General features: G+C 70.2%; 21 protein-coding genes. 9 read left to right on the forward strand and 12 right to left on the reverse strand.

Features of this window, described 5'->3' with window-relative positions; all coding sequences use genetic code 11:
* Window positions 1–161: 161 nt before the first annotated feature.
* The 3 genes from nhaA to ACFWN2_RS44740 are packed head-to-tail and all read left to right on the forward strand — an operon-like array spanning window position 162 to window position 2,670.
* Complete coding sequence (gene nhaA, locus ACFWN2_RS44730; RefSeq protein ID WP_382436807.1) at window positions 162–1,319, forward strand: Na+/H+ antiporter NhaA; 1,158 nt, start codon at window positions 162–164, stop codon at window positions 1,317–1,319.
* Window positions 1,316–1,756, forward strand: a complete 441-nt coding sequence (locus tag ACFWN2_RS44735; RefSeq protein WP_382436808.1) for a phage holin family protein — start codon at window positions 1,316–1,318, stop codon at window positions 1,754–1,756. The genes nhaA and ACFWN2_RS44735 overlap by 4 nt, the downstream gene beginning before the upstream one ends.
* Window positions 1,753–2,670: an alpha/beta fold hydrolase gene (locus ACFWN2_RS44740; RefSeq protein WP_382436866.1), complete on the forward strand. Its 918-nt coding sequence runs from the start codon at window positions 1,753–1,755 to the stop codon at window positions 2,668–2,670. Before ACFWN2_RS44735 ends, ACFWN2_RS44740 begins: the two co-directional genes overlap by 4 nt.
* Here ACFWN2_RS44740 and ACFWN2_RS44745 read toward each other — a convergent pair.
* Window positions 2,642–4,126, reverse strand: coding sequence for an FAD-dependent oxidoreductase (locus tag ACFWN2_RS44745; protein ID WP_382436809.1), 1,485 nt, complete (start codon window positions 4,124–4,126; stop codon window positions 2,642–2,644). The two genes, ACFWN2_RS44740 and ACFWN2_RS44745, sit on opposite strands and share 29 nt — an antisense overlap.
* A gap of 69 nt (window positions 4,127–4,195) precedes the next feature.
* On the opposite strand from ACFWN2_RS44745, the gene ACFWN2_RS44750 reads away from it, so the two are divergent.
* A complete protein-coding gene (locus tag ACFWN2_RS44750; protein ID WP_382436810.1) occupies window positions 4,196–4,906 on the forward strand; it encodes a TetR/AcrR family transcriptional regulator C-terminal domain-containing protein in 711 nt (236 codons plus the stop codon).
* On the opposite strand, the gene ACFWN2_RS44755 is transcribed toward ACFWN2_RS44750, so the two are convergent.
* From ACFWN2_RS44755 to nth, 4 genes are read right to left on the reverse strand one after another with little or no spacing between them, the layout of a single operon-like run.
* A complete protein-coding gene (locus tag ACFWN2_RS44755) occupies window positions 4,884–6,071 on the reverse strand; it encodes a MarP family serine protease (protein ID WP_382436811.1) in 1,188 nt (395 codons plus the stop codon). The two genes, ACFWN2_RS44750 and ACFWN2_RS44755, sit on opposite strands and share 23 nt — an antisense overlap.
* A 16-nt stretch (window positions 6,072–6,087) precedes the next feature.
* On the reverse strand, window positions 6,088–6,747 hold the full coding sequence (locus ACFWN2_RS44760) for an NUDIX hydrolase (protein ID WP_382436813.1): 660 nt from the start codon (window positions 6,745–6,747) through the stop codon (window positions 6,088–6,090).
* The gene (locus tag ACFWN2_RS44765) at window positions 6,744–7,307 is read right to left on the reverse strand and encodes a TlpA family protein disulfide reductase (RefSeq protein ID WP_382436814.1); all 564 of its coding nucleotides are present in this window, start codon (window positions 7,305–7,307) and stop codon (window positions 6,744–6,746) included. Before ACFWN2_RS44765 ends, ACFWN2_RS44760 begins: the two co-directional genes overlap by 4 nt.
* Window positions 7,304–8,011, reverse strand: a complete 708-nt coding sequence (gene nth, locus ACFWN2_RS44770; RefSeq protein WP_382436867.1) for an endonuclease III — start codon at window positions 8,009–8,011, stop codon at window positions 7,304–7,306. The genes ACFWN2_RS44765 and nth overlap by 4 nt, the downstream gene beginning before the upstream one ends.
* A gap of 136 nt (window positions 8,012–8,147) precedes the next feature.
* On the opposite strand from nth, the gene ACFWN2_RS44775 reads away from it, so the two are divergent.
* From ACFWN2_RS44775 to ACFWN2_RS44785, 3 genes are all read left to right on the forward strand, one after another.
* The gene (locus ACFWN2_RS44775) at window positions 8,148–8,387 is read left to right on the forward strand and encodes a hypothetical protein (protein ID WP_030477588.1); all 240 of its coding nucleotides are present in this window, start codon (window positions 8,148–8,150) and stop codon (window positions 8,385–8,387) included.
* Window positions 8,388–8,593: 206 nt separating this feature from the next.
* Window positions 8,594–9,268: a Crp/Fnr family transcriptional regulator gene (locus tag ACFWN2_RS44780; RefSeq protein WP_382436816.1), complete on the forward strand. Its 675-nt coding sequence runs from the start codon at window positions 8,594–8,596 to the stop codon at window positions 9,266–9,268.
* A 355-nt stretch (window positions 9,269–9,623) separates the two neighbouring features.
* Window positions 9,624–10,871 carry an MFS transporter gene (locus ACFWN2_RS44785; RefSeq protein WP_382436818.1) on the forward strand — a complete coding sequence of 416 codons (1,248 nt, stop codon included), beginning with the start codon at window positions 9,624–9,626 and terminating at the stop codon, window positions 10,869–10,871.
* Between the two features lie 46 nt (window positions 10,872–10,917).
* Here the strand turns inward: ACFWN2_RS44785 and dnaN are convergent, their stop codons facing one another.
* From dnaN to ACFWN2_RS44800, 3 genes are all read right to left on the reverse strand, one after another.
* Entirely contained in the window at window positions 10,918–12,009 is a 1,092-nt protein-coding gene (dnaN, locus tag ACFWN2_RS44790; protein WP_382436820.1) for a DNA polymerase III subunit beta, read from the reverse strand.
* Window positions 12,010–12,266: 257 nt separating this feature from the next.
* Entirely contained in the window at window positions 12,267–13,163 is an 897-nt protein-coding gene (locus ACFWN2_RS44795; protein WP_382436822.1) for a Gfo/Idh/MocA family protein, read from the reverse strand.
* A gap of 14 nt (window positions 13,164–13,177) precedes the next feature.
* Entirely contained in the window at window positions 13,178–13,534 is a 357-nt protein-coding gene (locus ACFWN2_RS44800) for a hypothetical protein (protein ID WP_382436823.1), read from the reverse strand.
* A 39-nt stretch (window positions 13,535–13,573) separates the two neighbouring features.
* Between ACFWN2_RS44800 and ACFWN2_RS44805 the strand changes: the two genes are divergently transcribed.
* Together ACFWN2_RS44805 and ACFWN2_RS44810 are read left to right on the forward strand one after the other, a co-directional pair.
* Entirely contained in the window at window positions 13,574–14,368 is a 795-nt protein-coding gene (locus ACFWN2_RS44805) for an NUDIX hydrolase (protein WP_382436824.1), read from the forward strand.
* Window positions 14,365–15,174: an MBL fold metallo-hydrolase gene (locus ACFWN2_RS44810; RefSeq protein ID WP_382436825.1), complete on the forward strand. Its 810-nt coding sequence runs from the start codon at window positions 14,365–14,367 to the stop codon at window positions 15,172–15,174. The genes ACFWN2_RS44805 and ACFWN2_RS44810 overlap by 4 nt, the downstream gene beginning before the upstream one ends.
* On the opposite strand, the gene ACFWN2_RS44815 is transcribed toward ACFWN2_RS44810, so the two are convergent.
* From ACFWN2_RS44815 to ACFWN2_RS44830, 4 genes are read right to left on the reverse strand one after another with little or no spacing between them, the layout of a single operon-like run.
* Window positions 15,168–16,295: a hypothetical protein gene (locus ACFWN2_RS44815; RefSeq protein ID WP_382436826.1), complete on the reverse strand. Its 1,128-nt coding sequence runs from the start codon at window positions 16,293–16,295 to the stop codon at window positions 15,168–15,170. The genes ACFWN2_RS44810 and ACFWN2_RS44815 overlap by 7 nt on opposite strands.
* 11 nt (window positions 16,296–16,306) lie before the next feature.
* Window positions 16,307–16,909, reverse strand: a complete 603-nt coding sequence (locus ACFWN2_RS44820; RefSeq protein WP_382436827.1) for a hypothetical protein — start codon at window positions 16,907–16,909, stop codon at window positions 16,307–16,309.
* 1 nt (window position 16,910) lies between these two features.
* Entirely contained in the window at window positions 16,911–17,366 is a 456-nt protein-coding gene (locus ACFWN2_RS44825) for a RidA family protein (protein ID WP_382436828.1), read from the reverse strand.
* Entirely contained in the window at window positions 17,363–17,518 is a 156-nt protein-coding gene (locus tag ACFWN2_RS44830; protein WP_086668176.1) for a DUF4177 domain-containing protein, read from the reverse strand. The genes ACFWN2_RS44825 and ACFWN2_RS44830 overlap by 4 nt, the downstream gene beginning before the upstream one ends.
* Window positions 17,519–17,542: the final 24 nt, after the last annotated feature.

Genomic DNA, 17,542 nt, shown 5'->3' on the forward strand with positions numbered 1-17,542 from the left:
AGCCACGCCCCCGTACTGGTTGTACGGGGGCGTGGGGGCGGCACCACGAGACGTCCTGCTGAGCGTGAATTGACCGCCAAGATTCCGCGTCGCAGCACTCGGTGAGCCGGGAAGTCTGGTCGGCACGAGTATTCGTGTACCTCGACCGCCCTGGGAGCCTCGTGTCTCGCAAGATCGCTGACTTCGCCCGTTACCTGCGCACGGAGACCGTGGGCGGCATGGTGCTGCTCGGAGCCACCGCCGTCGCGCTGCTGTGGGCCAACTCGCCGGTCTCGGGCGTCTACTTCGGACTGCGGGACCTGCACCTCGGCCCGTTGAGCGTCGGCGACTGGGCCAAGGACGGGTTGCTGGCGGTCTTCTTCTTCGTCGCCGGTCTTGAGCTGAAGCGCGAGCTCGTCGTCGGCGAGCTGTCGAACTTCAAGGCCGCGGTCCTGCCGATCGTCGCGGCGATCGGCGGGATGATCGTGCCCGCACTGGTGGCGCTGGGCATCGGCTGGGGGCAGCCGGGCATCGAGAAGGCGTGGGCGATTCCTGTCGCGACGGACATCGCGTTCGCGTTGGGCGTGCTGGCGCTGACGGCGTCGGGGCTGCCGTCGAGTCTGCGGGTGTTCCTGCTCAGCCTGGCCGTGGTGGACGACCTCGGGGCGATCGTCGTGATCGCGATCCTGTTCACCGCCCAGTTCAACCTGCTGGCGGCGGGCGCGGTCGTGCTGCTGCTGGCGCTGTACTGGTTCCTGCAGCACAAGCGGATCACGTCGCCGTGGCTCTACGTGCCGATCGCACTCGCCACCTGGTGGTTCATGCACGAGTCGGGCATCCACGCCACGATCGCCGGTGTCGCGCTGGCGTTGCTGACGCGGGTGAAGCGCGACCCGTACGAGGCCGAGGCGCCGGCCGTGCGGCTGGAGCACCGGCTGCAGCCGTGGTCCGCCGGGCTGGCCGTGCCGGTGTTCGCGCTGTTCGCGGCGGGTGTGCCGGTGGGCGCGGAGGCGTTCGGGAAGCTCTTCTCGGACAAGATCGCGATCGGCGTGATGGTGGGGCTCGTGGTCGGCAAGGTGATCGGGATCGTGGGTGCCTCGGCGCTCGCGGTGTGGTTCAAGGCGGCGGTCTGGCCGTCCGGGGCCGGGCCGCGCGACATCGTGGCGGTGGCGACGCTCGGGGGCGTCGGGTTCACCGTCAGCCTGCTGATCGCGGACCTCTCCCTCGAAACCCCGGAGACCGCGAAAGCCGCTGTGTTGTTCGCCTCGATGATCGCGTCGCTGCTCGCGGCGGTGTTGCTCATTCGTCGCAGCCGCGCACATGGCACGATGTCCGGGTGACCACCAGGGAGCACATCGCGTCGATTCCGCTGACCGCAGACGACCCCACCGCCGAGGCCTCGATCGGCGGACTCGTCCGCGACGCGACCGCGCACGTGTCGACCCTGGTCAGAGCAGAGGTCGAGCTCGCCAAGGGCGAGATCACCAAGGAGATCAAGAAGGGCGTCAAGGGCAGCGTCTTCTTCATCGTCGCACTGACGATCCTGTGCTTCAGCCTGTTCTTCCTGTTCATGGCCCTCGGGTTCGGCTTCGCCGAGTGGTTCGGCTGGGGCTACTGGGCGGGCTTCGGCCTGGTGTTCGCCGTGATGCTGCTGACCGCCGTCGCGTTCGCCTTCCTCGGCTACCGCAAGGTCAAGAAGATCAGGGCGCCCGAGAAGTCGATCGCGGCCGCGAAGGACACGGTCGCGGCCCTCACGCGCAGGGGCGACGACAACTGAGCCGCAAACCCGACCCGTCGGTGGTGCGGGTCGCGGGTCCCTGGACGCACCGCGACGTCTCGGCCAACGGCATCCGACTGCACGTCGCCGAGCTCGGCGACGGCCCTCTCGTGCTGCTGCTGCACGGGTTCCCCGAGTTCTGGTGGTCGTGGCGGCACCAGCTGACCGCGCTGGCCGAGGCCGGCTACCGCGCGGTGGCCGTCGACCTCCGCGGCTACGGCGACTCGGACAAACCCCCGCGCGGCTACGACGGATTCACCCTCGCGGGTGACATCGCGGGACTGGTCAAGGCGCTCGGCGCCCAACGCGCACACCTGGTGGGTCATGCGTGGGGCGGCTCCACGGCGTGGACGGTCGGCGCCCTGCACCCGCGCGTCGTCTCGTCGATCTCCGTGCTGTCCGCACCGCACCCGCTGGTGACGCGCCGGACGTTCCGCAGACATCCGCGGATGAACTCGCACGTGCTGCGCTTCCAGCTGCCGATCCACCCGGAACGCTGGCTGACCGGCGAGAACGGCCTGCAGGTCGCCAAGCTGCTGTCCGCGTGGTCGGGCCCGAAGTGGCGGACGGCGCCGGAGTTCGACGAGGTCATCCGCCGCTGCCGGCAGGCGATGACGGTGCCGGGCGTCGCCCACAGCGCGCTGGAGTACTACCGCTGGGCGGTGCGCTCGCAGATCCGCAGCGACGGCCGCCGGTTCGCCGAGGCCGTCGACAAGCAGATGCAGGTGCCGGTGCTGCAGATCCACGGCGCGCTGGACCCGATCGTGCCGGAGGCGGCTGCCCGCGACTCGCTGCCGTGGCTCGGGCCGGAGTCGGAGTTCCGCTACCTGCCGGAGGTGGGGCACTTCCCCAACCAGGAGGCGTCCCACACCACGAGCAGGCTGATCACCGAGTTCCTGCAGAAGCAGAGCTGAACGCGGCCCTCAGGGCACCGGCCGGGTCGTCCGGCAGGTCGACAGACCGCCAGGCGACGTAGCCGTCCGGCCTGATCAGCGACGCCCCCTTGGCGGACAGGCCGAAGATCTCCAACTGCTCGACCCGTTCGCAGCGGACGGCCAGGTCCGACGCGGCCTCCTCCCACTGCGGGTGGTCGGCGACGAGCACCCAGCCGCGTTGGAACAGGTCCAAGGTGGACTTGCCGGGCTCGATCCACGCGTGCGGGGCGCGCGTGCCCGGCTGACCGTTCCACTGCTCGGGGAGTTGAGCGGGCGGAAGCTCCGGCCCCGCGCCGATGACCGCCGCCGAGCGGTAGAGGACGCCGAAGTGCATCGCGTTGTTGTCGAACAGCGGTGCGTCGTCGGGCTCGCCGTCGCGGTTGTGGCCGTCGTTGCGCGCGAAGATCTGCTGGTGGCAGAGGGTGGCCACCGGGCGGCGTTCCTCGTCGTAGGTGTCCAACAGGGACGGACGTGACTCGCCGTTCAGCACGGCCGCCAGCTTCCACGCGAGGTTGTGCGCGTCCTCGATGCCGACGTTCGCCCCGAACCCGCCGCGGCTCGGCGGCAGCGTGTGCGCGGCGTCGCCCGCCAGGAAGATCCGGCCGTCCGAGAACCGGTCGGCGACCGACGCGCTGATCGTCCAGCGGCCCGTCGTGATGATCTCGATCTCCACGTCGTCGAGGCCGATGGCCTGGAGGATCTTCTGCCGCAGCTCGGGCTCGGTGTACTCCTGCTCGTCGAGCATCAGGACCCAGCGGCCGTCGCCGTAGGTGGTCAGGAAGCCGACGTCGTCGATCACGAACTGGCCGATGCCGTCCTTGAGGTACTCCTGCAACGACGCGCGGAACAACACGCTGCGGGACGTGTGCATGTAGCCGCGGCCGGTGCGGGTGATGCCGAGCTGCTCACGAACCGGGCTGCGGTGGCCGTCGGCGGCGACCAGGTAGTCCGCGCGGATCTCGTACGGCTCGCCGTCGCCCTGCACGATCGCCGTGACGCCCTCGTCGTCCTGCGCGAACTCCAGCATCCGCGTGCTCATGCGGATGTCCGCGCCCAGCTCACGGGCCTTGTCGCGCAGGATCGGCTCCATCCGGTCCTGCGCCACGCCGACGCCCGTGGCAGGTGAGTACTCGACGTCCGAGAGCTGCGCCGGCGGCGTCCAGAAGGTCTCGTCGTACTTCTTCCCGACCAGGCTCTCCGCCCGCACCCGCCGCACGCCGAAGCCCTTGGACATCCGGCTCTTCGGCAGCTCGTCCTCCAGGCCGACCGCCCGCAGCAGCTCGCCCACCCGAGCGTTGAAACCGACCGCCCGCGGGTGCGGTGAGCTGCCGGGATGCTTCTCCACCAAGATCACGTCCACCCCGCGCCACGCCAGGAACAGCGCGGCCGACGTCCCCGCCAGTCCCCCACCGACCACCAACACCGAAGTCTTCATCGCATCCTCCCGATACGCCGTATCACTCAATACACTGTATCGCGATGAGACGCTGTATTGTCCAGGCCGATGTCGAACGAACCCGTGTGGGACCGCCCAGAGCCTCCCGGCAAGCCGTCACCCACCCCGTTGAGCAGGGACCTGATCGTGGGAGCCGCGATCAGGCTCGCCGACGAGGGCGGGCTCGACGAGGTGTCGTTCCGCAAGGTCGCCGCCGCTCTCGGCGCCGGACCTATGCGCCTCTACGGCTACGTCGAGACCAAAGACGAGCTGCTCGACCTGATGGTCGACGAGGTCTACGGCGAGATCACTCTGCCCACCCCCGGCACCGAGTGGCGGGCGGCGCTGACGCGGATCGCCCACGGCATGCGCGCGGCCGCCAGGCGGCACCCGTGGTTCGTCGACCTGCTCGGCGGCAGGCCGCACCGGGGCCCGAACTCGCTGGCGCACATCGAGGCGACCCTCGCCACGCTCGACGGCAGGCCCGAGTTCCCGACCATCGACCACGTGCTCGGCGCGGTCGGCACGGTGATGGCGTTCGTCCACGGCGCTGTGCGCAACGAGATCGCCGAGGCCCGCGACGAGCAGGTCAGCGGCCTGACCGAGGAGCAGTGGCAGGCCGCGTCCGGGCCCTACATGCAGCGGATGCTCGCCACCGGGCGGTTCCCGAGGCTCGCCAGGGTCATGTTCGAGGCCGAGCACACCAACGCCGCGGCGTGGTTCGACACGGGTCTGACCTACGTCCTCGACGGGATCGCTACGAGGCACACCCCTGCGTAGACGCCCGCTTCGTCAGCGTCGGCGCCTTCTGCACCATCGACTGCACCTGCTGGGCCGTGAGCACGAAGCCCGTCTCCGGGTCGTCGACGGCGGCGCCGAACACCACGCCCATCACCCGGCCGTTCGGGTCGACCAGCGGGCCGCCCGAGTTGCCGGAGCGGACCTCGGCACGAACCGTGTAGACGTCGCGCGTGACCGTCTGGGCGTCGTAGATGTCCGGGCCGCGCAGCAGCGGGATGCGCTCGCGGACGCGGGCGGGCGAGGCCTTGTACGGGCCGTCGAGCGGGTAGCCGAGCACGATGCCGTCCTCACCCGGCTGCACCTCGTCGCTGCGGAACTGCAGCGGCGTGGCCTCCAGGTCCGGCACCGCGAGCACGGCGATGTCCGTGCGCGGGTCGTAGGAGACGACCGTCGCGTCGAACTGGCCGCGGCCGACCTCGACCGTCACCTCGTTCGTGCCGGCGACGACGTGCGCGTTCGTCATGACCCGCTCGGGCGCGATGACGAAACCGGTGCCTTCGAGCGCTCGCGAGCACGACGGCGCACGGCCGCGCACCTTGAGCACCGAGGCCTTCAACCGTTGCGCGACAGGTGACTCCGCGAGCTGGTTGTTCGGCGGCTCGACTTCCTTGAGCGGCGTGCGGTTGAACGGGTCCATCGCCTGCGGGAAGCCCGAGACGTCGAAGAGCTTCTGCAGGTCGCCGGACAGGACGCGGGCCGCCTGCGGCATGGTCTGGTCGACCTTGCCGAGGATCACCGACTGCTTGAGCGACGACGTGAGGTCCGGCAGGCCGACGACCGAGGTCAGCGGCAGCGCGATCATCCAGGCGACGATGAACACGACCAGGCCCTGCACGATCGCGCCCAGCGCGTTGTCCGCGCCGCGCAACGGCGACGCGTTGACCCGTGCCTTGATCGTCCGGCCTATGTAGACGCCGATGGTCTCGCCCAGCGCCACGAGCAGCACGACGATGCCGACCGCGAACACGACCTTGGTGACGACGTTCTCGAACTGGGACACCAGCAGCGGCGCGATCTGAGTGCCCAGGACCAGGCCGACGAGCACACCGACGAACGCGGGCAGCGCGACGACCATGCCTTGCCTGGCCCCGGACACCGCGGCGATCGCGGCAAGGCCCAGCACGAGCAGGTCAACCCAGTTCAACCCGAAAACCTCCGCCTCACTGTGTAGCGCGCAACGCTAGTTCAAGGTCACGCACATCGGTCGCATCCCACGGCTGTTCCCAGCCGCCGAGTGCGATCAGGCCGTTGATCAACCCCGCGGTGAAGCCCCACACGAGCATGCCCGGCGCGGAGAAGGCCGCGCTGACGTAACCCGCGGGGTGACGCACGCGGAACCTGTTGGCCGGGTCCGCGAGGTGCGCCACGGGCACCCGCGCGACCGCGGCGGTCTCCGCCGGGTCGACCGGGGCGACGGGGCTCGGCTGTTCCCAGTAGGCGAGCACGGGCGTGACCACGAACCCGGACACCGGCACGTACAGCTCCGGCAGCAGAGCCAGTGGTCTCACTCCTGCCTCAAGTACACCGGTCTCCTCGTAAGCCTCGCGTAATGCCGTGCCCACCGGCCCGTCGTCCGTGTCGTCCTGCGCGCCACCGGGGAACGCGACCTGCCCCGGATGCGAGCCGAGCGTGTCCGAACGGCGCAGCAGCAACACGTCCGGCCCGTGCTGCTCGGACTCTCCGAACAGCATGAGCACCGCCGCCTTGCGGTAGGTCCTCGTCGGAGTGCGCGGGTCCCGCATGAACGTTCGCCCGTCGATCTCCTCGGTGGCCTTGGCCAGCCGCTGCATCCAGTCGGGTGGCTCTGCCGCCTCCGTCATCGAACCGCCTTCTCCACCTGGTCCGGAGCGGTGAAGTACGGCGGATCGGTGATCTGCCGGACCTCACCGTCCGCTGATACGTAATACGTGGCGGGAAGCGTCTTCGGCGCCTTGACCTTCTTGCGCAGCTCGTCGGCGCCGTCGTGCACCGACGGCAGCCGCACCCCGAGCCGGGCGAGCAGCTCCAGGCCGTCCGCCTCCCTGCTCTCCACAAGAACTGGGACGACCGGCACGGCGCCTGGTTGCTTCGCGTAGGAATCCAGCACTGGCAGCTCCTCCTGGCACGGCTGGCACCAGGTCGCCCAGAAGTTGATCAGGAGCGGGCCCTTCAGCGCGAGGGCCGTCCGGGTGCCGTCGCCGAGGCACGTCACGCCGACGCCGTCCTGCGCCCCCGGCACGCACGACCGGAGCTGGGCCTGCGCGCGCAACGCGGCGACGTCCTGCGTAGGGCGGGAGGGCGTGGGCGGCGGCGCCGGCGACTCGTCACGGGGCCACAGCGCCACGACACCCGCGACGCCGAGGACGAGCACCACGACGAGCCAGCGCGTGCGGTTGTTCACGCTCCTAGCTTCTCACCGGCCCGCACTCGCTCGGCGAGCTCGATCAGGTGGGGCTTCTCCTCGCCCTTCACGAGCTTGGCCGCCTTGTCGGGGTCCTCGGGGCCGAGGCCGTACGACGGGCAGTCCTTCATCAGCAGGCAGGCACCGCAGGCAGGGGTCTTGGCGTGGCAGACGCGGCGGCCGTGGAAGACGATCCAGTGCGAGGCCATGGTCCAGTCGCGCTTCTCGATCAGCTCGCCGATGGCGTGCTCGACCTTGACGGCGTCCTCGAGATCGGTCCAGCCCCAGCGGCGCACGAGGCGGCCGAAGTGGGTGTCGACTGTGAGCCCGGGCACATCGAACGCGTTCCCGAGAACCACGTTGGCCGTCTTGCGTCCTACACCGGGGAGCTTGACCAGCTCCTCCATGCTGCCCGGCACCTCACCGTCGTGCTGCTCCACAAGAGCGGCACCGAGACCCATCAGAGACGTCGCCTTGTTCCGGAAGAAACCGGTGGGGCGGAGCATCTCTTCGAGTTCCGTCCGGTCGGCGCCGGCGTAGTCGGCGGCCGTCGGATACTTCGCGAAGAGGGCGGGAGTGACCTCGTTGACCTTCTTGTCGGTGCACTGCGCGGACAGGATGACCGCCACGACGAGCTCGAGCGGCGTGGTGAAGTCCAGCTCGCAGTGCGCGTCGGGGTAACCCTCGGCAAGCACGCGCACCATCCGGCGGGCCCTGCGGGTCAGGCCGAGCTTGGTTTCCGGTTTCTTGGTTGCGGGCACTGATCCAGAGTAGTCAACACGCCGGAACCGACCCCTAGATCCGCACTCGAATCCCTCATGCGCCACACTTCGGAGCATCATGACTGCCTGGCTTGTGATCGTCGTTCCGATCGTGATCATGTTCTTCGCGCTCTTCATGGAGCGCGTGGAAGCGAAGCTCCGGCACGTTGCCGTGCAGGAGAACGAGGTCGAGGAGTTCCTGGAGTCCGCCAGGCCTGAAGAGGTCAAGGCGCTCTACGGACACGGCATCGGTCGCGCACTCGACATGTTCCGCCTCCGTCGTCGTGGCCGCGGTGGTGCTCGCAAGCGCGTGCGCTGATGGCCCCGCGCTAGGCGGCACCCGAATGGCGTAGACTGGCTCGTTGGGCTCTGGATCGAGTCAGTCTTGTTCTGCCTAGTAAGACGGCGAGCCGAGCGGCGATCCACAAGAGAGCCCTTAGACTGCAACGCAGTGATCGGCGGCACGGCGCTGACTCCACCAAAGATGGTGGTAGGCGTGCCGTCGCGTCGATTAGGAGGGACGAGGTGGACGAGACCCTGGCGCGAGCGGGCATCTTCCAGGGGGTTGATCCAGCTGCCGCAGAGGCGCTGGTACAAACCCTGGAGACGGTGGAGTTCCCGCGTGGCCACGTGATCTTCGCGGAGGGTGAGCCGGGCGATCGCCTGTACATCATCCAGTCCGGCAAGGTGAAGATCGGCCGCAAGTCGCCGGACGGCCGCGAGAACCTGTTGGGGATCTTCGGACCCTCCGACATGTTCGGCGAACTGTCCATTTTCGATCCTGGCCCCCGCACGTCGACCGCGACGACGGTGACCGAGGTGCGTGCGGTGTCGATGGACCGCTCCGCTCTGCGGCAGTGGATCACCAACCGCCCGGAGATCGCCGAGCAGCTGCTGCGCGCGGTGGCGCGGAGGCTGCGCCGGACGAACAACATGCTGGCCGACCTGATCTTCACGGACGTGCCCGGCCGCGTCGCCAAGGCGTTGTTGCAGCTCGCGCAGCGCTTCGGCTCGCAGGAGGCCGGTCTGCTCCGCGTCACGCACGACCTGACGCAGGAGGAGATCGCCCAGTTCGTCGGCGCGTCCCGCGAGACCGTGAACAAGGCCCTGGCCGACTTCGCGCACCGCGGCTGGCTGCGGCTCGAAGGCAAGAGCGTGCTGATCCTGGACCCGGAGCGCCTCGCGCGCCGCGCCCGCTAGCTCGAACCCGGCGAGCCCTCCGCGGGCTCAGTTCTCACACAAAGGACCGGGCGCCACCCCCGACGTGGCGCACCGGTCCTTTGTGGTGCACGGCCCATCCCCCGACGAACCGTGCCTTCCATCCCTCTGGCCGCAGGCCCCGACCCTCGTGCCAGAGGTTGGTCTCGATCGGTGAGTCAACTTTCGCACGTCAGCACCCCGGCGACTCAAGCCCTTTCACCCTCAAGGACCTTGGGTGTGGCCGATTCGTTGCATGTTTCACCCGGTCATCCCATTCCCGTGACCCAATCGCAACCATGGTGACTCCGGGCACCTGATCTGGTACATCCGTACCAACTTTGGCATACTGGTACACATGTCCCACTCTGCTCGCCTGTCCGACTACCGTGCTGCCCTGACGACCCCCGGCATGCGCGGCCCCGTGGTCGCGTCTCTGCTCGCCCGCCTGCCCATCGCGATGGTCGGGCTCTCGCTGCTGCTCTACGTGGAGCGCGCGACGGGATCGTTCGCCATCGCCGGCATGGTCTCGGCGGCGGCGCTGGTGGGCGTGGCTCTCGGTTCCGTCGTCCAAGGCCGGCTGATGGACCGCTTCGGCCCCACCCGCCCGCTGTTGTGGGTGACCGGGCTGTTCGCTCTCTTCGTCACCGTCTCCGTGCTCGCCGTCGAGGCGGGCGCGTCGGTGTTCGTGCTGGTCCCGCTGGCCCTCGGGGTCGGCGCGACGGAGCCGATGGTGGGCTCGGCGTCGCGGGCGCTGTGGGAGCGGATGGTGCCGGCGGGCCCGACGCGGATGGCCGGGTACGCCTACGAGGCGATCAGCATGGAGGTCTTCTTCATCCTCGGACCGGGTCTCGCCGGTCTGCTGCTGGCCGCGCCGTGGGCGGGCACCGGTGTCGTCGTCGGCGCGGTGCTGATGGTCGTGGGCGCGCTGTGGTTCGCGTTCAACCCGGTCGTGCGCGCCTGGGGCCCGGTGGAGCAGGCTCCGCGCCCGTTGCTCGGCGCGTTCGCCTACCCCGGCATGCGCACGGTGGCCCTGGCCGCGCTGGGCTTCGGTGTGACCATCGGCTTCGTCGAGGTGGCCGTGCCGGCGTTCGCGAAGGCCGCGGGCCACGCCTCGATGGGCGGCCTGATGCTGTCGCTGTGGTCGATCAGCTCGGTGGTCTTCGGCGTGCTCTACGGCATGCGGCCGTGGCCGCGCCCGATGCACCTGCGCCTGCCGGTGCTGCTGGGCGGCTTCGCGCTGCTGTCGTTCCTGCTGGCGATCCCGGCCACGCTGGTCGGCCTGGCCGTCGCGCTGTTCCTGGTCGGCACGCTGATCACGCCGCAGTCGACCGCGCACTCCGCGGCGATCGAGCAGGTCACGCCGAACGGCATGGCCGCGGAGGCGTTCGGCTGGGTGATCACCTCGGTGACCGTCGGCCTCGCCATCGGCCAGGGCATCTCCGGCCAGCTGATCGAGCACTTCGGCACGCGGCCGGCGTTCGTGGCGGCGGGCGTCGCCGGACTGTTGATCGCGGTGGCGGTGTGGCTGCTGCGCGGCACCGTCCAGCGCGGCGTGCCCGCCGAGGTGCCCGCGCGTTCCGAGATGGAGCTCGCCTCGCGCTAGGTCTTGAGGAAAGGCCGGTCCGGCTTCGGCCCGGCCTTTCGCGTGTCTAGGCCACCGAGCGCATCGGCACGACGAGGTACGTGAGCTCGACGCCGTCCTCGCCCGGAGTCGACGTCAGCACCGTGGAGCGCAGGCCGTCCTGGATCTTCAGCTCGATCCGGCGGCCCGCGAACGCCTTCAGCGCGTCCGCGAGGTAGCGGGCCTGGAACGTCTTGGTCAGCCGGTCGCCGTCGACCGTGGCCTTCACGAACTCCTCCGACTCGCCCTGCTGCGGGTCGCTGCCCTTGACCCGGATCTCCGAGTCCTCGACCTGGATGGTCACGGCCTGGTGCGGGCCGCCGTAGGGCGTGGCTCTGCGGACGGCGCGGGCCAACGCGTCCGCGTCCACGAGCACCGTGCTGTCGATGACTGCCTCCAGGAGTCGGCGGGCCCTGTCGTCCGGGAACGGCGCGGCCAAGAGAGCGGTGGAGATCGAGTTGGTGCCCCACGCGAGACCGATCCGGTCCTCGTTCGCGTGGAGGGCGACACTGCCTTCGGCCTGCCGGGCCGCTTCCACGAGGGCCTTCGCAGGTACCAACAGGTCTAGTTGACCATGTTGTTCCCAGGGAAACGTGGCGTACGCCATGCGGTAGCGGTCGGTCGCCATGACGTGCAGCCTGTCGGCGTCCGACTGGATCCGGATGCCGGTGAAGATCGGCAGCGCGTCGTCCTTGCTCGCCGCCCCCGCCACCGCCGCGACCGCCCTGAACCTCTCGGCGTCGACGTGCCCCCGCAACGCCGGCAGCGCCGGGACGCCGGGGTGGTGCGCGAGGTCGAGCAGCGGCAGCGCGAACCTCGACGTGGGCGTGCGCACCGCCAGCCGCTGCCCCTCGACCTTCAGCCTGACCTGCGGGTCGTCGAGCGCCTGGAGGGTCGCGGCCAGCGGCTTCGCCGGCACGAGCACCTCGCCCTCCGAGTGGACGGTGGCGTTCACGGTCAGGCGCACGCCGTGCTCCTGGTCGCTGCCCGCCACCTCGACGTCCGTGCCGGCCTTCAGGCGCAACCCGGCCAGCACCGGGTCGAGCACGCGGGTCGGCAGCAGGCGCGCGACCTCGGCGGCGGCACCGGCGAGGGCGGCTGTGGTGGCGGTGAGGTCCATGCCTCAGGACGCTAGCGGGCACCCCTGACAATTTTCGGAGGGTCAGGAGGGAGCGCTGTGGAGAGCGAGTGCTTGATCTGCGCGAAGCACCGCGGCGACAGGCAGCCGGCGGAGGCGTGGTGTTCGCCAGGCGGTCCGTCGCCCACTTCCACCAGCACGTGTTCGTCCGGCATCGGGGACGCCGGACGAACTGCCGTGGACCGAGGTCGAGTGGGCCGGAGCGCCCGCCGGTGACGCGGCCGAGCTGTGCGCTCGGCTCAGCTCGTACTTCCCGCCTTCCTGCGCGCCAGGTCGATGATCCGCTGCAGGTGCAGGCCGCGCCGCACGTCGCACTCGTGGGTGGTGGTGCCGCTGTGCACCATCGCCACGAAGTCGTCGAGCAGGTTCGTGAAGCACTCCGGCGCGGGCGTGTCCCTGTTGGTGAGGGTGCGGTGGCCGTGCTCGCCGAAGACGGTGAAGTCCGCGAACGCCGGTTGCACGGGCAGCGAGAGGCACAGCGAGACGGTGCTGGTGGCGCCGCCCTCGTGCTGCAGGATCAGCTGCCACAGGCCGGTGTCGGTCACGTTCGCGGCGAGCACGTCGGTGATCTCGCCGAGGGCTGCGTCGAGCAGGTCGAACGCGTGCGGGCCCACGTCGTCCAGTGCGCCCTTGTCGTGGCGCCACGGGGAGTCCGAGAACGGGCCGTCGAGCAGGGCGCCGGAGATCCAGCGGCTGTCGGCTCCGGTCCAGCCGCCGGTGCGGTGGAGCTGGGCCAGCATCTCCTTGGTCTCCGGGGCGTAGCGGCGGGTCAGGACGACCAGCGACGCCACACCCGCGTCGGAGACGGCCTGAGCGAGCTCCTCGGCCACCTCCGCGGTCTCCGCGATCGGCTTCTCCAGTACCAGGTGCTTGCCGGCGCGGGCGGCCTCGATCGCCATCGGACCCTGCACGCCCGGCGGCACGCAGAACGCGACCGCGTCCACAGTGGACAGCATCGCGGCGTAGTCCTCGAACGGCTCCGCGCCGAACGAGCTCGCGAGCTCCGCTGCTGCCTCCGGGCGGCGGGCCCACACGCCGGTCAGCGTGGTTCCGGGGTGGTTCGCGATACCGGGGGCGTGGATCATCCGAGCCCACGGTCCGGCGCCGACAAGTCCTACGCGCAGCTGTTCTTCCACTCGCCCATCCTGCCTCAGGAGTAACTGGCCTTGGGGACGAAGATCTCTCCCCCGTTGTCGAACTTCAGGCGCACGCCGCCGGAGGCGGACTCCCGCTGCGGGTCGTGGTCCCAGCCGTTGGGCACCGTCACCACGTGGCCGCGGTCCGGCGTCGGGCCGAGCCAGATCTCGTAGTAGGTGCCACCGACGAGCCGTGACACCTCCTTCACGTACACGCCCGGTGAGTCAGCCGTCGGATCGACGCTGATCACGGTCGTGCGGTCCGGCACGAACATCACCACGCCCGCCACCGCCGTGAGACCTGTGCCCAGCACGGCTCCCAGCAGGAACAGCAGGGTCTGCACCAGACAACCGGAGACCTTCGTCGCCATCACACCATCCTTGGGTTAGCGCGGTCGTACGCTCGGAGAATGCCCGACGACATGACCTTGCCGGGAAACCTGGTACCCGCGAAGCCCGTCTCCCAACCGGCAGAGCCTCGCGACGCCGTCACCGTGGTCCTGCTCCGCGACGGCACCGAGGGCCTGGAGGCCTTCCTGCTGCGCCGCGTGAAGGGCATGGCGTTCGCGGGCGGCATGTCGGTCTTCCCCGGTGGAGGCGTCGATCAACGGGACGCCGACACGTCCGTCGCGTGGGCGGGGCCGCCGCCGCGGTGGTGGGCCGAGGTCTTCAACGTCGACGACGGAACGGCGCGCGCGTTCGTGTGCGCGGCCGTGCGCGAGATGTTCGAAGAGTCCGGCGTCCTGCTCGCGGGTCCGGACGCCACCTCGGTCGTCGCCGACACCTCCACGTACGCGAAGGCCCGGCAGCAACTGGTCGACCGCGAGCTCTCCCTGGCCCAGTTCCTCGCCGCCGAAGGACTGGTCCTCCGCGCAGATCTCCTGCGGCCGTGGGCCAACTGGGTCACCCCGCCCGAGGAACCGCGCCGCTACGACACGCGCTTCTTCGTCGCCGCGCTGCCCGACGGCCAGAAGGCGGACGGCGAGACGACCGAGGCGTCCGACGCGGCCTGGCAGACCCCCGCGGACGCCGTCCAGGACGCCCAGGAGGGCCGCCGGATGCTCATGCCGCCCACCTGGCGCACCCTGGAGGAGGTCGGCGCGCTGGGCAGCGTCGAGAAGGTCATGGCCGAGGAGCGCAGCGTCCAGAAGATCATCCCCAAGCTGATCCGCGACGGCGACGTCATCCGGGTGGTGATCCCGTGAGCGGCTCCCCGCTGATCGGCGCCCGCGCCGCACATCCGCTGTACGGCGAGCTCCGCCAGATCACCCCGCACGCCGCAGTGCTGCTGGCCGACAACCCGTCGCCGATGACGCTCGACGGCACCAACACGTGGCTGCTCAAGGCACCGGACGCGGCGTCGTACGTGGTGGTCGACCCCGGCCCGCTCGACGACGCCCACCTCAAGCGCGTCGCGGCGGTCGGCCCGGTCTCCGAGATCCTGCTGACCCACGGCCACCCCGACCACTCCGACGGCGCCCGTGCGTTCAGCGAGTTGGTCAAGGCGCCGGTGCGCGCGCTCGACCCGACGTTCACCTACGGCTCTGAAGGCCTCACGGACGGGGACGTGGTCACGAGCTCGGGCCTGGAGCTCCGCGTCCTGGGCACGCCCGGCCACACCAGCGACTCGCTGTGCTTCGTGATCGACGGCGAGGCCGTGCTGACCGGCGACACGGTCCTGGGCCGCGGCACGACGATCGTGGCGCACCCGGACGGGAAGCTGGGCGACTACTTCGAGTCGCTCAAGCTGCTGGCCGAACTGCCGGAGAACACCGCGGTCCTGCCCGGCCACGGCCCTGAGCTGCAGGACGCCGGTGAGGTCGCGCGGAAGTACCTGGCCCACCGCACTCAGCGCCTGGAGCAGGTCCGCAGGGCGGTGGAGGCGCTGGGCGGCTCACCGACCCCGCGCCAGGTCGTCGAGATCGTCTACGCGGACGTGGACAGGGTGCTGTGGCCCGCCGCCGAGTGGTCGGTGCGGGCTCAGCTCGACTACCTGAGGACCGGTTACTGAGGCTGGTGGCCGTTGTTCGTCGCGCCGAATGCGGACTGGCGCGACGAGGACCTGTCGATCTGCCAGCGGCCGCTGTCGGTCGCGGGCGGGCCGGTCTGCTCCCGCTGCGCCAGCTCCTCGTGCAGCTGCTGCAACAGGGCCCGTTCGCGCTCGCTGAGGTTCGCGTCCACGGAGGACGGCTCGGCGGGCTCGGCCAGTGCGGCCTGCAGAGCGGCCAGTTCGTCGGCCTTCAGCTCGGTGGTCACCTCGGCCCGGTTGATCGGGACGGGCTCGGGCAGGGCCTCGATCTCGGGCTCCACCGTGGCCATCGGAATGCGCTTCACGGGCTTGGGCGGGAAGGGCTGCGACCCGTCCAGCACGGGTGTCGAACGAGTGCGTCGTGAGCCGGTCTCTTCGTGTTGCTCCGGCGCCGGTGTCGGCTCGGCCACCGGCGCCGGAGCGGGAAGCTCCTCGGCCGGCTGGTCGAACCACGCCTGCTGTTGCTGTGCGGCGTGGTGCTCGGCCAGCGGGACCGGTGATCCCGAGATCGGCACCGTGCGCGACGACGTCACGGCGGCGGCGTGGTACTCGCTGAGCTGCACCCCGGTCGTCAGGACCTCGACGGCGGCGCGGACGCCCGCCTTGCGCAGCACCGAGTCGACCCGGTAGGCGGTCGCGGGCGCGAAGCCCTGCGGACCGATGTCCACCAGCACCACGCGTTGGGGCAACGGCCCCGGTGTGGAGCCCGTCGGCGACGAACGCCAGACGCACCGCACCGAGCGGATGTCCGGCAGCACCGACACGGCGCGGCTCAGATCGGCGGCGATGTCCGAGGCCGGGTCGGTCTCGGAGGTGAAGCGGTGCCGTAAGAACGGCAGCATCTCGACCACCCGCAGGCGGTCGGTCAGCGACGCGTCCGAGCGGACCTCGTGGAGGATCCACGTGATGGCCGCGCGCTCGTCGGGCAGCACCGGGATGCCGCCCGCGAGGAGCGTGCCCACGAGCAGTTCGATCGATCGGTCCAGTTCTCCGACCGCGAGGAACTCGCGGGCCTGCGACAGAGCGGCGTCGTCCACGCGCCCGGCCATCGACAGCAGGAGATCGTGGAGACGGACCGGCAGGCCGACACCGTCGTTCGTCACGTCAACTCTCCTTAGCTGAGCACCAGGTGCTCTTCGGACTCGGCGCCGGCGCAGACCAGCTCCGATGCCGCCAGGGCCGCCCGGTGGTAGGGCGGCAGGTCCATGCCGGACGACACGACCTCGACGCAAGGGTCGTGCTCGCCCAACGCCCGCAGAACGCGCTGCAGCTCACCGGTCAGCCGGGCGTGGCCGGTCGTGGCCGCCACCAGCAGGACGCGGTTGACCCCGGAGGGACCGATGCGCCAGCAGGAGCGGACCTCGCCGACCCCGTTCCGGCCACGCAGCGTGGCACCGAGAACGACGGTCGCGGAATCCCCCATCGGCACCCGATCAGGTGATTCCGGGGAAAAGGTGTAGTCGGTGGGGGGCAGTTCGTCCAGTCCTTTGACCGAACTGACAGCTCCCGGTTCCGCCCCGTAGGGCACCAGCGCGTCCTGCAAAAGGCGCAGCTCGTGATCCGTCAGAGGGATGCGGCCGTGCAGGAGCGTGCGCGGCAGCGAGCGCGCGAGAACCGCGTACGCGTCCGAAGCCGCCCAGTCCCGGTACCGCCACAGCAGGTCGTCCGGGATGCGCCCGGCCAGCCTCAGCAGCAGTTCGTGGCACGTGTCCGACATGTCACACCTCGACGATCAGTTCGATCTCCACCGGAGCGCCGATCGGCAGCTCGGCCACGCCCACGGCGGACCGGGCGTGCTTGCCCTCGTCACCGAAGATCTCACCGAGCAGCTCCGAGGCGCCGTTGATGACGCCGGGCTGACCCGTGAAGCCCTCGGCGGAGGCCACGAACCCGACAACTTTCACGACTCGCTTGATCGAGTCAATCCCCACGAGCGCGTGCACGGCCGCGAGAGCGTTGAGGATGCACGTCGCGGCGTACTGCTTGGCCTCCTCCGGGGAGACCTCGGCGCCGACCTTGCCGGTGGCGGGGAGCTTGCCGTCGACGAACGGCAGCTGGCCCGACGTGAAGACCCACGGACCGCTCTGGGTGGCGGGCACGTAGGCGGCGAGCGGGGCGGCGACGCCGGGGAGCTCGATGCCGAGCTCCTTCAGGCGGGTGGTCCAGGTGCTCACGCCTTCACCCGCTTCAGGTACGCGACGTGCTGCTCACCGGTCGGGTTGGTCAGCACGGTGACCAGCTCCCAGCCGTCCTCGCCCCACTGGTCGAGGATCTGCTTCGTTGCGTGGATCAACAACGGCACGGTCGCGTACTCCCACTTCGTCATGCGGGGAGCCTAACTTGCCACCCG

Origin of the sequence: Lentzea sp. NPDC058436, from assembly GCF_042721515.1 — a bacterium.
In the GTDB taxonomy this organism is placed as follows: Bacteria; Actinomycetota; Actinomycetes; order Mycobacteriales; family Pseudonocardiaceae; genus Lentzea.

What these genes read in the sequence shown, in the direction of transcription:
- nth (WP_382436867.1), bottom strand. Translation starts at nt 8,011, where the DNA reads ATGGTGCGCGTGCTTGCCGAGGGTTACCCCGACGCGCACTGCGAGCTG.
- ACFWN2_RS44805 (WP_382436824.1), top strand. Translation starts at nt 13,574, where the DNA reads ATGCCCGACGACATGACCTTGCCGGGAAACCTGGTACCCGCGAAGCCC.
- ACFWN2_RS44800 (WP_382436823.1), bottom strand. Translation starts at nt 13,534, where the DNA reads ATGGCGACGAAGGTCTCCGGTTGTCTGGTGCAGACCCTGCTGTTCCTG.
- dnaN (WP_382436820.1), bottom strand. Translation starts at nt 12,009, where the DNA reads ATGGACCTCACCGCCACCACAGCCGCCCTCGCCGGTGCCGCCGCCGAG.
- ACFWN2_RS44820 (WP_382436827.1), bottom strand. Translation starts at nt 16,909, where the DNA reads ATGTCGGACACGTGCCACGAACTGCTGCTGAGGCTGGCCGGGCGCATC.
- ACFWN2_RS44745 (WP_382436809.1), bottom strand. Translation starts at nt 4,126, where the DNA reads ATGAAGACTTCGGTGTTGGTGGTCGGTGGGGGACTGGCGGGGACGTCG.
- ACFWN2_RS44775 (WP_030477588.1), top strand. Translation starts at nt 8,148, where the DNA reads ATGACTGCCTGGCTTGTGATCGTCGTTCCGATCGTGATCATGTTCTTC.
- ACFWN2_RS44760 (WP_382436813.1), bottom strand. Translation starts at nt 6,747, where the DNA reads ATGACGGAGGCGGCAGAGCCACCCGACTGGATGCAGCGGCTGGCCAAG.
- ACFWN2_RS44830 (WP_086668176.1), bottom strand. Translation starts at nt 17,518, where the DNA reads ATGACGAAGTGGGAGTACGCGACCGTGCCGTTGTTGATCCACGCAACG.
- ACFWN2_RS44750 (WP_382436810.1), top strand. Translation starts at nt 4,196, where the DNA reads ATGTCGAACGAACCCGTGTGGGACCGCCCAGAGCCTCCCGGCAAGCCG.
- ACFWN2_RS44785 (WP_382436818.1), top strand. Translation starts at nt 9,624, where the DNA reads ATGTCCCACTCTGCTCGCCTGTCCGACTACCGTGCTGCCCTGACGACC.